General features: G+C 55.5%; 16 protein-coding genes. 9 read left to right on the top strand and 7 right to left on the bottom strand.

Features of this window, described 5'->3' with window-relative positions; all coding sequences use genetic code 11:
- Positions 1–73: 73 nt before the first annotated feature.
- Positions 74–679: a fasciclin domain-containing protein gene (locus tag ACLL9E_RS05915; protein WP_411290815.1), complete on the bottom strand. Its 606-nt coding sequence runs from the start codon at positions 677–679 to the stop codon at positions 74–76.
- 117 nt (positions 680–796) lie between these two features.
- Between ACLL9E_RS05915 and prmC the strand changes: the two genes are divergently transcribed.
- Together prmC and ACLL9E_RS05905 are read left to right on the top strand one after the other, a co-directional pair.
- Positions 797–1,654 carry a peptide chain release factor N(5)-glutamine methyltransferase gene (prmC, locus tag ACLL9E_RS05910; RefSeq protein ID WP_411290814.1) on the top strand — a complete coding sequence of 286 codons (858 nt, stop codon included), beginning with the start codon at positions 797–799 and terminating at the stop codon, positions 1,652–1,654.
- 170 nt (positions 1,655–1,824) lie between these two features.
- On the top strand, positions 1,825–2,649 hold the full coding sequence (locus ACLL9E_RS05905; protein WP_411290813.1) for a DUF4167 domain-containing protein: 825 nt from the start codon (positions 1,825–1,827) through the stop codon (positions 2,647–2,649).
- A 29-nt stretch (positions 2,650–2,678) separates the two neighbouring features.
- Here the strand turns inward: ACLL9E_RS05905 and ACLL9E_RS05900 are convergent, their stop codons facing one another.
- Positions 2,679–3,074 carry an acyl-CoA thioesterase gene (locus tag ACLL9E_RS05900; RefSeq protein ID WP_411290812.1) on the bottom strand — a complete coding sequence of 132 codons (396 nt, stop codon included), beginning with the start codon at positions 3,072–3,074 and terminating at the stop codon, positions 2,679–2,681.
- Entirely contained in the window at positions 3,071–3,364 is a 294-nt protein-coding gene (locus tag ACLL9E_RS05895; RefSeq protein WP_411290811.1) for a hypothetical protein, read from the bottom strand. The genes ACLL9E_RS05900 and ACLL9E_RS05895 overlap by 4 nt, the downstream gene beginning before the upstream one ends.
- A gap of 63 nt (positions 3,365–3,427) precedes the next feature.
- On the opposite strand from ACLL9E_RS05895, the gene ACLL9E_RS05890 reads away from it, so the two are divergent.
- Both ACLL9E_RS05890 and ACLL9E_RS05885 read left to right on the top strand, forming a co-directional pair.
- Complete coding sequence (locus ACLL9E_RS05890; protein WP_411290810.1) at positions 3,428–3,856, top strand: CBS domain-containing protein; 429 nt, start codon at positions 3,428–3,430, stop codon at positions 3,854–3,856.
- 52 nt (positions 3,857–3,908) lie between these two features.
- Positions 3,909–4,541 carry a glutathione S-transferase family protein gene (locus tag ACLL9E_RS05885; RefSeq protein ID WP_411290809.1) on the top strand — a complete coding sequence of 211 codons (633 nt, stop codon included), beginning with the start codon at positions 3,909–3,911 and terminating at the stop codon, positions 4,539–4,541.
- A gap of 22 nt (positions 4,542–4,563) precedes the next feature.
- Here the strand turns inward: ACLL9E_RS05885 and ACLL9E_RS05880 are convergent, their stop codons facing one another.
- Complete coding sequence (locus tag ACLL9E_RS05880) at positions 4,564–5,340, bottom strand: hypothetical protein (RefSeq protein WP_411290808.1); 777 nt, start codon at positions 5,338–5,340, stop codon at positions 4,564–4,566.
- Positions 5,341–5,483: 143 nt separating this feature from the next.
- On the bottom strand, positions 5,484–6,227 hold the full coding sequence (locus ACLL9E_RS05875; RefSeq protein ID WP_411290807.1) for a Bax inhibitor-1 family protein: 744 nt from the start codon (positions 6,225–6,227) through the stop codon (positions 5,484–5,486).
- A 218-nt stretch (positions 6,228–6,445) separates the two neighbouring features.
- Here ACLL9E_RS05875 and ACLL9E_RS05870 point away from each other — a divergent pair, with 218 nt between their 5' ends.
- The 3 genes from ACLL9E_RS05870 to ACLL9E_RS05860 all read left to right on the top strand — a co-directional run bounded on the left by ACLL9E_RS05870 (position 6,446) and on the right by ACLL9E_RS05860 (position 9,854).
- Entirely contained in the window at positions 6,446–8,059 is a 1,614-nt protein-coding gene (locus ACLL9E_RS05870; RefSeq protein WP_411290825.1) for a spinster family MFS transporter, read from the top strand.
- A gap of 88 nt (positions 8,060–8,147) precedes the next feature.
- Positions 8,148–9,302 carry an acyl-CoA dehydrogenase family protein gene (locus tag ACLL9E_RS05865; protein WP_411290806.1) on the top strand — a complete coding sequence of 385 codons (1,155 nt, stop codon included), beginning with the start codon at positions 8,148–8,150 and terminating at the stop codon, positions 9,300–9,302.
- A 117-nt stretch (positions 9,303–9,419) separates the two neighbouring features.
- Entirely contained in the window at positions 9,420–9,854 is a 435-nt protein-coding gene (locus ACLL9E_RS05860; protein ID WP_411290805.1) for an acyl-CoA thioesterase, read from the top strand.
- Here ACLL9E_RS05860 and ACLL9E_RS05855 read toward each other — a convergent pair.
- Both ACLL9E_RS05855 and ACLL9E_RS05850 read right to left on the bottom strand, forming a co-directional pair.
- Positions 9,851–10,648, bottom strand: coding sequence for a crotonase/enoyl-CoA hydratase family protein (locus ACLL9E_RS05855; RefSeq protein WP_411290804.1), 798 nt, complete (start codon positions 10,646–10,648; stop codon positions 9,851–9,853). The two genes, ACLL9E_RS05860 and ACLL9E_RS05855, sit on opposite strands and share 4 nt — an antisense overlap.
- Entirely contained in the window at positions 10,645–11,265 is a 621-nt protein-coding gene (locus ACLL9E_RS05850; RefSeq protein WP_411290803.1) for a 2-hydroxychromene-2-carboxylate isomerase, read from the bottom strand. Before ACLL9E_RS05850 ends, ACLL9E_RS05855 begins: the two co-directional genes overlap by 4 nt.
- A gap of 239 nt (positions 11,266–11,504) precedes the next feature.
- Here ACLL9E_RS05850 and ACLL9E_RS05845 point away from each other — a divergent pair, with 239 nt between their 5' ends.
- Together ACLL9E_RS05845 and hemB are read left to right on the top strand one after the other, a co-directional pair.
- Entirely contained in the window at positions 11,505–13,079 is a 1,575-nt protein-coding gene (locus tag ACLL9E_RS05845; RefSeq protein WP_411290802.1) for a M23 family metallopeptidase, read from the top strand.
- Positions 13,080–13,118: 39 nt separating this feature from the next.
- Positions 13,119–14,120 carry a porphobilinogen synthase gene (gene hemB, locus ACLL9E_RS05840; RefSeq protein WP_411290801.1) on the top strand — a complete coding sequence of 334 codons (1,002 nt, stop codon included), beginning with the start codon at positions 13,119–13,121 and terminating at the stop codon, positions 14,118–14,120.
- The last annotated feature ends 1 nt before the right edge of the window (position 14,121 follow it).

The following is a 14,121-nucleotide window of genomic DNA, read 5'->3' as shown; positions in this document are numbered from 1 at the left end:
GATTTAGTCCTCTAATGCCTGCTAGGGGGTTTACGAGGACTGGGAATTCGGGTCACCGAGGCGACCCGAAATCTTATGGCATAACAACAGTGTCAATGACGTGGATCGTGCCGTTCGACGCAACCATATCGGCTGCGGTTACGGTCGACTTGCCGCCCTTGGCATCGGTCAGGACAATCTTGTCGCCGTCCATCATCGCCTTCAGGCTGCCGCCGTTAAGCGTCTTGACGGTTGCAGTGCCCTTGCCGTCGGCGATCATCTTGGCGAGGTCGCCAGACTTCACATTGCCAGCAACGACGTGATATTTGAGGAGGGCTGCAAGCTTATCCTTGCTTTCTGGCTTCAACAAACCGTCGAGCGTTGCCTTGTCCACCTTGGCAAATGCGTCGTTCGATGGCGCAAATACGGTGAATGGTCCGGCGCCTGACAGCGTTTCGGCCAATCCGGCTGCGGTCACTGCGGTTACGAGCGTCGATGCCTGCGGGTTGCTTTGGGCAAGTGCTACGATTGTCTTGTCGCCTGTAGCTTCGGTCGCAACCATAGTGTCAGTTGCCATGGCATCGTCCTGTACAACTTCGGTGTCAGCTGTTGGCGCCGGTGCTTCTTCGCTACCACTGCAAGCCGTCAAGGCGAGCGCGGACAAGCCAGTTACCAAAGTGAGTTTCAAATTCTTCATCATCTAAGTCCTTCCGTATGATCCCCTCAACAGACAACAACGCACAACAGGGACGAAAGGATGCATTGCGCGCAAATTATATAATTGGGCTTTCGGTGCTGCGCGATATAGGACCAGATCATGTCCGGCCTTGCCCCTGTCCTTCGCGACGCTACCGCCGCGCTTGACGCCGTCAGCGCGACTCCGCGGCTTGATGCTGAACTTCTCTTGGCCCATGCACTTGGAATCGAACGATCAGAAATGCTGCTGCGACAGCACAGTCTTATTGCGCCGGATAGTTTTGCGGCGTTGATCACCCGGCGAATCGCGCACGAACCTGTGGCCTATATCACTGGCACCCAAGCATTTTGGGATCTTGAATTGCGGGTGACACCAGACGTCCTTGTCCCACGCGCCGACAGCGAAACCTTGCTTGAGGCAGCGATTGCATATTTCGGTCCGGATAGATCGCCCACGCGAATCGCTGACCTTGGCACGGGTTCCGGCGCACTGTTGCTCGCGGCGCTGTCGATATTTCCGGCGGCTGAGGGGATTGGCATCGACGCCAGTGTTCCGGCGGTTGCTGTCGCCCGCGAAAACACCGAGCGGCTTGGCTTTGCCGACCGAGCGAGTACGGAAATACGGGATTGGACGTTACCGGGCTGGCGCGAGGGATTGGGAAAGTTTGACCTCATATTGTGTAACCCACCTTATATCGAAGACGATGTCGTGCTGGCGCCGATGGTCTCGGCATATGAACCGCACACTGCCCTATTTGCCGGCGATGACGGTCTCGACGATTACCGTATTTTGATTCCGCAATTGCCAAATTTGCTGAATCCGCACGGAGTCGCTCTATTTGAAATTGGGTATAATCAGGCAGAATCGGTAGGTCTTTTGGCTGCCGAAGCGGGATTTGTGACTGAACTGCGACATGATCTTGCTGGAAATCCAAGGGTGTTACGCTTTTCGCTTGGCATAGAAGTTTACAACGACTAGTACGAACGCGCATCGCAGCAAAAGCTCCGTTAACAAGGTCTTTTAGCGCGAAGCCGCCCCCAGCGCAGATGGAAGTATTTGCAGGGTCATGCTGACCCTAGCGCAACCCAAATCGGGTCCAGGGGTTTCATGCAACTATAAAGTGCTAAACAGAGGACGGGTCAGCCCTGATGAATACCAACAACAGGCAGCAGCAGAATAACAATCGTCGCCGTGGGCGTAACAACAACAATAACCGGCAGCAAAATAACAACCGCAGCGGTTTTGATTATCAAAACCAGATCGACAACCGTGCGCGCGGCAACGCAGCGCAGATGTTGGAAAAATACAAGAAACTTGCGCAAGATGCCCAATTTAACGGGGACCGCGTCAACGCCGAATATCATTTACAATTTGCCGACCATTATTTCCGCGTGCTTGCCGATTTCCGCAGCCGTCAGGAAGCGCGTCAGGACCAGCAAGGCGAGCGCCGTCCCCGTGACGATGCACGCGACGACGACCGCGACGATTGGCAGAATGACGACCGCACGCAGAATTATGACCGGTCACCAAATTATGACGATCAGCCTTCATCGGAAGGCATGGACTCCGACCCGGTTTCAAATGACGATGCTCGAGATAGCGAACAGCGCGGTCAGCAACGCGACACACGCGCACGTCGCCCCGAACGCAACGACCGTAGTGAGCGTCCCGAACGTGCCGAGTGCCCGGAACGAGCGGAGCGTCCCGAACGTGCCGAGCGCCCAGAACGCGCCGAGCGTCCAGACCGCGGCGAGCGCCCAGCAAATAATCGCAACGCCAACCGGGGCCCACGCCGCGATCCTAAGGAAGACAATGACGACGCGCCCGTTGGCCTTGACCTTGCGGTCTTGCCGCCTTCAATTGCAATAACGCCAGACGATGGGGAAAGTGCGGCCGAAAAGCCGGCACGCAAGCCACGCGCACGCCGCGTTAAGCCAGAAAACAATGATGAGGTTGCGGCCGCTGCCGAATAGGCGAAACGCGCCGAGGTAACGCGGCGACTTCAGGACTGCGGTAAAGGTCTTGGTTTATGTTCGTCGTCTAGCGCGACGAATGTGAACAGACCTTCGGTCACCTTTACCTCCTGCTGACCACGCTCGCGCGTTGCGATAACCTCAACGCGGACACCCATTGACGTGCGCCCGCGCCGCTCAAGCGTTGCGTAGACAGAAATGATATCACGCAACAATATGGGGGCGATAAACTCCATCTTTTCGATTGCCACGGTCGCGCAGGCACCTTGCGCAATCCGGCCAGCCAATATGCCGCCGGCCTGATCCATCATACCAAGCACCCAACCACCAAAAATATGCCCGTTGGCGTTGATGTCCGCTGGCCCCGGAACGACGCGTAAAACTGGATCGTTCCGTTGCGGAAGGTTTCGAATATTTTCACTCACCTGTCGGCCTCATCCTCGAAAGGATCTTCGATGGCCTCATCATGACCCGAGCCGCTCGATAAAAACACAAGTCCCATCAGAGCCGCTGTCAACATCACCGCACCAAAAATTGCGCCGGCGGTGGCAATAAAGAAATGGATGGAAACCATGCCATTTTGCCACCAGAAGGTTGTCAAAGCCGCACACGTCACAAGCAATGTTACGCCAAACATCCAGCGCATCAGGCGCCAATATCGCTTCCATGCGAAGCTGGCATAATCGGGATCATCAAGGCGCGAGGGACGAGTCATGGGTTGATAAGGCCGCCTTATGCTATAAGTTCCACATGGGGCAAGAACATAGGAAGAGAGTCGATGACTATTTCTGCAATTTTGGCCAATCATACCAAAGACGTCTTCACGGCGTTGCCGCATGAAAGCGTTGGTGATGTTGTGGCGCGGCTTTCGGAAAACCGCATTGGCGCGCTTCCCGTGGTCGACGGTGATACCGTTGTCGGTATTTTTTCCGAGCGGGACATTGTCTATGGCGTTGCCCGCTTTGGCGCGGCTTTTCTAACGAAGACGGTTGCCGACACAATGACCTCGCCTCCCATAACGGTCGCGCCCGACACGCCCATAATGTCGGCGCTGTCACTTATGACCAAACGGCGAATCCGCCATCTTCCGGTCATTCAAGACGACACTCTTGTCGGATTTGTCTCCATCGGCGACTTGGTCAAACATCGGATTGAAAAAATCGAAAACGAAGCCGCGGCAATGCGCGACTATATCAGCATGGCCTAAAGCCGGATTACAGGACGCACATTTACCACGTTCATCAGGCTAGGAATGCCCCATGTCGAAAATCGAATTCTACACCAATCCCATGTCGCGTGGCCAGATTGCGCGGTGGGCCCTGCATGAAGTTGGCGCCGAATATGAACAGAATATTCTGGAATATGGCACAACAATGAACGCGCCCGAATATCTTGCCATCAACCCGATGGGAAAGGTTCCGGCAATCGTCCACAACGGCAACGTGGTGACAGAGTGTGCCGCCATTTGCGCGTATCTTGCTGACGCGTTTCCCGATTGTGGCCTCACGCCAACCGACGCCGAACGCGCAAATTATTATCGATGGATGTTTTTCGCTGCTGGTCCGGTTGAAACTGCAGTGACCAACCATGCGGCCGGCTTTGATCCTGCCCCAGAAAAAGAAATGATGTTCGGCTATGGCAGCTATGACCGTGTGATCGGCGCGCTTGACGTGCATTTTTCCGAACATGATTATGTCTGCGGCGAACGTTTTACCGCTGCAGACGTCTATGTTGGTAGCCAGATTGTCTGGGGCGCGCAGTTCGGTACCATGCCTAAGCGCGATAGCTTTTTGCGCTACCGCGACCGATTGACTGTGCGACCTGCCTATATCGAAGCCAAAGCCATCGATGGAGCGTTGATCGCGCAGGCGCAGGCAAATTCCGCGCGTTAAACGCCGACAGTCAAATGCCCTGCTACACGGAGGGTGTCGTCACCGGTGTCGTTGATGGTGGTGACGTATTGACCGGTGGTAAAGCGACCGGAGGCGAATTCACCGGCGGGGTCATGATGTTCGATGATGGAGTATACACCGGGCGCGGTGCATATTTCATATTCCAGTCGGCCAAGTCGCGTTCATATTGCACGTAGGAATCGTAAAAACTGACAAATATATTGTCGATATCGGTCAGCGCACCGATGGCATATTCCGCGAGCGCTTCCTTTGGTACCGAATTGGCTTCAGTCAGCTTACGCAGAGCCATGTCGCAATATTGTGAGCGCACGGGTGGCAGCGCGAAATAATTGTACAAATCCGTCATGCGTGTGTCGCGAATACGCAGTCCATTCTGCTTTGGATACCGCTTTACATATTCGCGATCGACCGATTTGCTGGTTTTGGATAGTAGAACCTTATGTATAACAATGAATTTGTTATATTCTGTCGCAGTCTGGCCCCAGACTGGTCCCTGACAATTCAACGCCGCAACGTTGAGCGCGGAACGGAAATGCCAGATTTGTTCGTCACGGCTGAGGCCGCGATTGGGCGTGACGCGTACGCCGTCCAAGCCAACAGGTGGTATCGTCATCGACAATGCAGCTCCGCCCGGTGGTAATGGCATCGCCGGTGGCGGCGGTGGCGGTGGCGGTGGAAGCGGTATGGGTGGCGGCGCAACCTTGACCGGCGCTGGCGCACATGCGGCGACGACAGTGATGAAAATGATGGCAGCTAGATTTTTGACGCCCCGGCGCATGTTCCGTGTCTCCGATTACCCAAGCATCAGCACAACAGGATTTTACACCGAAAGAAAAGCCCTGTTCGACCAAATTCCAAAGAAAATGGCCCAGTGGTTTCCCACCGGGCCATCTCTATCTGGTTTAGCTGAACGGCTAATGACTACTCGCGGTTTCCGAGAAAGCTCAAAAGAAACTGAAACATGTTGATGAAGTCGAGATAGAGCGTCAATGCCGCCATAACTGCGGCCTTACCCAACATTTCAGGTCCTTGCAGGTAGAAATATTCGCTCTTGATACGTTGTGTATCGTAAGCGGTAAGACCAGCAAAGATGAGCACACCTGCGCCGCTGATAACCCAACCCAGGGTGTCTGACCCGAGGAAGATGTTTACAATCGACGCAACGATCAATCCAACCACGCCCATAACGAGGAAACTTCCCCAACCGCTGATATCCTTCTTCGTGGTGTACGCCCACAGGCTTAGTCCCGCAAAAGATGCCGAGGTGGCAAAAAATGTTTGCGCAATGGATTCACCGGTGAACATCATGAAGATGCGCGCCATCGACAGGCCCATCAGGACCGCAAAGCCCCAGAACATTGCCTGGAGAGTGGCAGCTGAAAACTTGCCTTGACCAAAGCTCATAGCCATTACGACTACTAATGGTGACAAAATGATTACCCAGCTCATAAGGCTTGGGTTGACCATCAGGTTTTGCGCCAATTCAGTCTGCGCAAATAGCATCGCAACGACGCCTGTCAGCAAAACGCCGGACGCCATGTAGTTGTAAACCTTGAGCATGTGCGAACGCAGACCTGCGTCAACCGCAAGGTCGCCGCCGCGCGCGCCAACGCCTTCAAGGCTTGACCGGGTCCCGGTTACCCGCGGATCGGACCACTGTGCCATGACTTAATTCTCCTCAAAACACGGCAATATAGCCGCATACAAACTATATTGGATGAAATCAGTCCAAATTCAAGCGAAACACGACATGCCCTATGGGAATTTTTTCGAAAGCACATGGACTTAGAAGTTGAATAGCGTTTCAGGTTGCGCCCATTGCCTGTTGTGCTAGCCGTAAAGCTACAAGTCGATAACGACCAAAACGGGAGAGTTTAGTGAGCATGACGGCCGAAGGCGAAACCCCAAACGGTGTTCCTCCGCAAGCGGAAAAACCAATGCCCGAAGCCAGCAGTTACAGCTGGTATGTTCTCGTGGTCCTTGTCGTTGTTTACATATTAAACTTCATCGACCGGCAAATCCTCAGCATCTTAGCGGTTGATATCAAGGCCGATCTTGGCCTGACCGATGCAGATATGGGCTTTTTGGGTGGCGCGGCATTTGCGGTTTTCTACGCGCTATTTGGCATCCCGCTTGGCCGCTTGGCTGATAACTGGAGCCGCGTAAAATTGCTTTCGGTCGGCCTCGCCTTGTGGTCGATTATGACTGCCTTGTCTGGTTTTGCGCGTAATCAGGCTGAATTGACGATGGCGCGCATGGGTGTTGGGGTTGGCGAGGCAACGGCAAGTCCGACCGCTTATTCGTTGATCTCTGACTATTTTCCCAAACGCCAGCGCGCAACCGCGCTCGCCATCTACTCTTCGGGCCTTTACATAGGGGGCGGCGTTTCGTTGTTTCTTGGCGCGCTGATAGTCGAGACTTGGGACGCGGCTTACCCGCAAGGTGGACCGCTTGGCTTGGTCGGTTGGCATGCTGCGTTTGTTGCCGTTGGTATTCCAGGTATTCTAGTGGGCTTATGGGTGTCCACTTTGCGTGAACCAGTTCGCGGTGCAATGGACGGTCTGGCAACGCCTGCACATCCCGCTCCGTTTCGCACATTTGCGAGCGATCTTTCTATGATAGTGCCGCCCTTTACCTTGTGGGGCGCGTGGCAGCGTGGTCCAACGGCGCTTGCCCTTAATCTTGCGACTGGCGCCGGTATTGCTGTGTTTGCGTATACGATGATCCAACTGACCGGCAATCTGCCGCAATGGTCTGCCGTCGGCTTTGGCTATTACGCCGTCTTCTCATGGGCCTCGACATTGCGCGCAAAGGACCCCGCCACGTTCCGGCTCATTTGGGGTACCCCAGCGTTTATCTGCACAACTATCGGCTACGGCCTTGTGGCGCTGGCGGCTTATGCCCTCGCCTTTTGGTCGGCACCTTATGCCGAAACAGTTCTTGGCCTGCCAAAGAAGGAACTTGCGGGAATCCTGGGTGCAAGCGGCGCGCTTAGCGGATTTTTAGGCGTGATCGCCGGCGGAGCCTTCGCGGATCGTTTACGGAAGAAAAATCCAGCTGGGCGCATATTGGTCATCATCCTTGGAGTTTTGGGTCCAATCATTCCCATCGGCATTGGCTACACCACCGATAATGCAACCTTGTTCTATATCATGAACTTCGTTGCCGGCATGCTTGGCGCAACGGCGCTTGGTGCGGCGGCGGCAACCACACAGGATCTGGTCCTGCCCCGGATGCGCGGCACCGCGACCGCAGCGTTCTTCCTGGGCACAACGCTCGTCGGGCTTTCCTTTGGGCCATATATGGTCGGGCAAATCTCCGATCTTGCCGGAAGCATGGTCGACGGTAAGCTCGTGGGCAATTTGCGCGTGGGCATTTTGTCGCTCATTGCCGTTGCCCCGATCGCGCTGGCCTTGTTGATTGCCGCCTATCGCAGCGTACCACAGGCCGAACGCACGATCGTGGAGCGGGCACGGGCCGCGGGCGAACCGGTTTAATCAACCGATTAAATTCGGCTTGACGCCCGCGTCAGCTTGCTGGCATTGATGGGGGATTACCGCAGGACATTTTTGCAGGGGATTCCACATGTCACTCGATACCATTCCGCGCACCGCCTATAATGAAGATCATGAGGCGTTTCGCCAGTCGGTCCGCCAGTTCCTGCAAAAGGAAGTCGCGCCGCACGCAAAGCAGTGGCAGGAAGACGGCATCGTCCCCAAATCGATCTGGCCCAAGGCCGGCGAAGTGGGCATGCTTTGCCCGACCGCCCCTGTTGAATATGGCGGCCTTGGCCTCGACTTTGGCTACAACGCCATCGTCGACGAAGAATCGGCTTATTATGGCGGCGTAGCAACGGGATTCTCATTACAGTCCGACATCGTCGTCAACTACATAACCAGCTACGGCAGCGAAGAGCAGAAAAGGCACTGGTTGCCCAAGATGATCTCGGGCGAGGTGATCACCGCCATCGCCATGACTGAACCCGGCACCGGTAGCGATCTTCAGGCTATGAAGACCACCGCCAAGAAAGACGGCAACCATTACGTCATCAATGGCAGCAAAACCTATATTACCAACGGCCAGAATGCCGACCTGATTTTGGTTTGCGTCAAGACCGACACTGAAATTCAACCAGCCTATAAGGGCATGTCCATCGTCCTCGTCGAGGCGGAACGTGACGGTTTCAAGCGCGGCCGTAACCTCGACAAAATCGGTATGGATGAAGCCGACACCTCGGAACTCTTCTTTGAAGATGTCCGCGTCCCCATGACCAATTGTTTGGGCGAAGAGGGCAAGGGTTTCATCTATCTCATGAGCGAATTGCCGCAGGAACGGCTCTCTATCGCAGTGTCGTCGATGGCGAGCACGCAAAAGGCTTTTGATGAAACCGTCGCCTTCTGCCGCGATCGTATCGTATTCGGCAAGCCATTGCTCGATTTCCAGAACACCCGCTTTGTACTCGCAGACATCAAATCGAAGCTGCAGGTCGGGTGGGCGCATCTCGATTGGGCACTGAACCGCCATTACAAAAAAGAACTGACCGCCGAGGAAGGTGCCGCTGCAAAATTGTGGCACACAGATGTCCAGTGGGAAGTGGTCGATGCGTGTCTGCAATTGCATGGCGGCGCTGGATATATGAACGAATACCCCATCGCCCGCATGTGGCGCGCCGCCCGCGTGACACGCATCTTCGGCGGGACGAACGAGATCATGAAGGAACTCATCGGTCGGGGTCTTTGAACTGAGTAAGATAGCAATACCGTCACCCTGAACGTGTTTCAGGGTCTTACTTGTCACGCTGGTAGTAAGATGCTGAAACGAGTTCAGCATGACGGCAAAATAATATGGAATATTAAAATGCCCAAACCGCAAAGCTGGCAGCTCGATCCTGCCAATTACCCGTTCAACCACTCCGCCGAGACGCGGTTTGCGGATCTTGATTTGTTGGGCCATATCAACAATGTATCGATGGCCGGACTGTTCGAGCATGGCCGCGGCATGTTCAATCACGCTATTGAAGTCGAACGCCGCGCACCGGGGCAACGATGGTTGATCGTGAGCGTCGCACTTGAATATATCGCGGAGGCCCATTTTCCGGCCCATATCGCGATTGCCAGCGGCATCTTGCGGATCGGCAGCAGCAGCTGGGACATCGCCTCTGCCGCCTTTCAAGGCGGCGAATGCAAGGCGACCTGCATCACAACGATTGTGCTAACCGACGGCAATGGCCCGACCAGGATTCCCGACGACCTGCGCCATGAATTTGAACGACTTCACGTCAAAACAGGTTAATCCGTAAATACGCCGACGCGTTTCTCCATTCCGGCCATCACGGCTTCTATCTGGTTTGGCGTGCGGATAACGCGGGCTTGTCGCACGCTTTCGGCCATAAGGATCGCATCTTCGTCCAAATCGGCATATTCGTTGAACAAAGCCTTGGCCTCGCACATCGCGTCGGGGTTGCGGTTCGCGATTTCGCTGGCAATCGCCATCGCGCGTGCATGCGGGTTTTCATCGACAAAGGTCGCAAAGCCCAAGGTTAATGCCTCATTCCCGGAAAACTCGCGGTTTGTGTAAGTCAGTTCACGTAGCATATCCTCACGCACCATTCCGCGCCACAGGGCATAGCCGCCCATGTCGGGGATAAGGCCCCATTTCATTTCCATAACCGCAAGCCGCGCGTCTGGCGCGATTACGCGGATGTCCGCGCCGCTTGCAATCTGCAAGCCCCCGCCAAAGCAGACACCATGAACCGCCGCGATCACGGGCATGGGCAATTTGCGCCACAGCATCGCGACCTGTTGGAAGGTGTTGGCGTTGCCATGCGTCCGGTCGGTCAGGCTGCCCATCCCGCTGTTCGCGCTTGCGCCGCCGCTTGCCATGCTTGCCATATCGAGCCCAGCGCAAAAGCTTCGTCCCTCGCCCGAAAGCACGACCGCGCGAACACCCTTCATTTCCGCAAGCTGTGCACCGGCGGCAATAATCCCCTGAAACATCGCCGGATCAAGTGCATTCATCTTGTCCGCACGGTTCAGCCGGACATCAGCGATATGGTTGTTAACCGAAATGGATATGCGGTCGTTCATACATGGCTCCTGTTCAGGGCAAATTCTACCAGCGGCAATTGATCATTGCCAAAATACATTTTGCTACTGTCGACAAAGATCGTTGGCGAACCATAGCCGCCACGCGCAATGACTTCGTCAGTGTTGGCGCGCAATAAAGCTTTGACAGCATCCGTTTGTGACTGCTGGCGCATGGTTTCGCCATCAAGTCCAACGCGGTGTGCGATTGCCACCAACGTGTCAGGATCATCGAGATTTTCCTGCGCGCCAAAATAACTTTCGAAGGCGGCTTTGGTAAATTTCATCAGCGATTTCTGGTCATCTGCCAGCGTGCAAGCCATACGCATGGCATGCACGCTCTTTGCCGGATGATATGCGCTGGGAAAGTTGATTTCGACTCCCGCAAGTGCAGCCCAATCTTTCATGACACGCCAGCTGTGCTTGAATTTGGGGTTATCGGCTGAATCGCGCGCTGCGTATACCGACGGGTTAACGGCATTGAACACACCCCCTACCAGTATCGGTCGCAGACGGACCTGCGCGCCTGTGCGGGCAAGGACGCCGCCCAGATTGTGGAAGGCAAGATAGGTCCATGGACTTGAAAGATCATAAAAAAATTCGATGCGTTCAGCGGCCATTGCCATCTCCAAAATACCTCTTGAGGTCATAGCATTGCGGGTTATTTAATGAAGTGCATTAATGGCCGATTGGCAATTTTGAACATTGTTCCAACGCTGGTCGGTGATTTTACACTGTTGGTCGCAGTTAAGTTTAGTCTTAACGTGTCTTAAATTGACTTTAACCATATGGCGTCACAGGGGTGTGGGCGTCAAAAAAGCCTTGGTGGATGGGGACAGGGTCGTGGATAATACTCGCAATGTTTGAAGGCAGAGAGACACGGCTTGCCGGTGCCGGCTGGGACGCGAATATATTGCTGGCCGATGCGACTTCCGCGCCTATGCGCCAGATCCAGGAACCAAGTTGGCGCGACCGGTTGGCAGAACTGGATTTCGTACCCGATCTGGGCGAGGACATTGGCTCACTGGGATGGTTCCGTGGCCTTGGTACGTTAACAGTGTTGAGCGTGGCCGCACTCGCCCTGCTTCCAGATTATGGCCCGATTTACGGAAGCCAGCCTTCTCTGCCGACCGAGGCCGAGTTTGAAGAAGCCCGTGCACAGATGATCATGCCGATTGCGTATGGCAGTGACAGCGGCAAACGCATGGCCGCCACAGATGCGGTCGTTGCTCTGGCAGGCAGTCCGGAGCGTCCACGAATCGAACTTACCGCATCTTTGGGCCGCGGCGACAGCTTTGCACGTGTGCTGCAACGTTCAGGCGTAGGCGGTAGCGAGGCAGCAGATGTCGCCAATATGGTTTCGGGCGTCACTGCGCTGACAGACATTGAACCTGGCACACCGGTGGATATCGTTCTTGGCACCCGTCCATCCAAAAATCAGGCCCGCCCGGTAGAATCGGTTGCCTTTCGCGCTCGGTTTGACCTCAACCTCGAGATTGTACGCCAAGGCGGGGGCCTGACGCTGAAGCGAAAGCCCATTAACGTCGACACGACGCCGCTGCGCGTTCGCGGCACCGTGGGTAGCCAAGGGATTTATCGTTCTGCACGTGCCGCAGGGGCGCCGTCGCGGGCAATTCAGGATTATCTCAAAGTGATCGCAGGACGGACGTCCTTGGCTTCTATCCGCCCCACGGACGAATTTGATATCATCATGGACTATAAGCGCGCTGAAACCGGCGAAGTCAAAGTTGGCGATCTGTTATATGCAGGGGTTGATCGCGATGGCAAATCGCCAATCCAGATGTTGAAATGGAGATTGGGTGATAGCAACCAGTGGTTTGAAGCTTCGGGCGTCGGCGAATCCAAAGGTGCGCTGAGCCGCCCGGTTAATGGGGGCGTAACATCGGGGTTCGGCGCACGTCGGCACCCCATATTGGGCTATATGCGTATGCACAGCGGTCTTGATTTTAAGGCGAGCTATGGCCAGCCCATTTTTGCCGTCACCGACGGCGTTGTTGCTTATGCAGGACGCAAGGGCGGCTATGGCAATTTTGTGCAGCTCAACCACGGCGGCGGCCTTGCAAGCGGTTATGGCCATATGAGCAGAATCGCGGCGCGGGCAGGCAGCAGGGTCCGGCGTGGTCAAATCATTGGCTATGTAGGATCGACCGGCCTGTCGACAGGGCCGCATCTGCATTATGAATTGTACCGAAACGGCCGCGCGGTAAACCCGATGTCGGTCAAGTTCACGCAGCGCGCTCAACTTTCGGGCAGCGACCTCACACGCTTCAAAGGGAGCCTCCAACGCCTGAAATCGGTGAAGGCAGGCGCGGCGCTTACGCCCTTGCGGACGGCGCCCAAAGCCGATGAAGCGCCCAAGAGGGAAATCGACCGGCTAACGCTTCGCGTCGGGCGACCACTGACCAGCGGATAAGCCGTTGAGGATATCATGAACAAACGCTAACTCGTTAGGATGAGCGATATATCTAATTTTCCAAACAGCCGCCCGCGTCGCACCCGTGTAAGCGCGTGGAGCCGCAATATGGTTCGCGAGACGGTCATTTCGCCGTCGGACCTCATCTGGCCTTTGTTCGTCACAGAGGGACAATCGGTACAGGATCCGATTTCCTCTTTGCCCGGCGTGTCACGCTGGTCGGTTGACCAGATTGTCATGCGCGCCGCCGAAGCGATTGAACTTGGCATCCCATGCATCGCGCTGTTTCCAAACACGCAAGCCGACCGCCGCAGCGACGATGGCGCCGAAGCGCTTAATCCCGATAATCTGATGTGCCGAGCCATTCGCGCCGTCAAGCAGGCGCATGGCGATGCGATCGGTGTTCTGACCGATGTTGCGCTTGACCCGTATACCAGCCACGGCCAGGACGGGCTGATTGACGATGACGGCTATGTGGTCAACGATGACACGGTTGCTGTGCTTGTGGATCAAGCGATTAATCAGGCGAACGCGGGTGCGGACATCATCGCGCCAAGCGACATGATGGACGGCCGCGTAGGTGCCATCCGCAAGGCGCTTGAAATGAACGGACATCACAATGTTCAGATCATGTCCTATGCCGCCAAATATGCGAGCGCATTTTACGGACCGTTTCGTGACGCGGTCGGGTCAAGCGGCCTGCTTAAAGGTAACAAGAAATGTTATCAAATGGACCCCGCCAATACCGACGAAGCAATGCGTGAGGTCGCGATGGACATTGCCGAGGGCGCGGACAGCGTCATGGTCAAGCCCGGCCTGCCCTATCTCGACATCGTCCGCCGTGTGCGCGACCGTTTCGACGTGCCCGTCTTTGCGTATCAGGTGTCCGGCGAATATGCGATGATTGAGGCCGCGGCAGCGGCAGGCGCAGGGGACCGTGATGCGCTCGTTCTGGAAACGCTGATGGCTTTTAAACGGGCGGGATGCTCGGGAATACTGACGTATCACGCTGCATTGGCTGCTCGTTTGCTCAAGGGGTAAT

Origin of the sequence: Sphingorhabdus sp. (assembly GCF_046596595.1) — a bacterium.
Lineage (GTDB): Bacteria > Pseudomonadota > Alphaproteobacteria > Sphingomonadales > Sphingomonadaceae > Sphingorhabdus_B.
The sequence above is the reverse complement of the archived record's forward strand: the minus strand, read 5'-3'. Positions and strand labels throughout refer to the sequence as shown.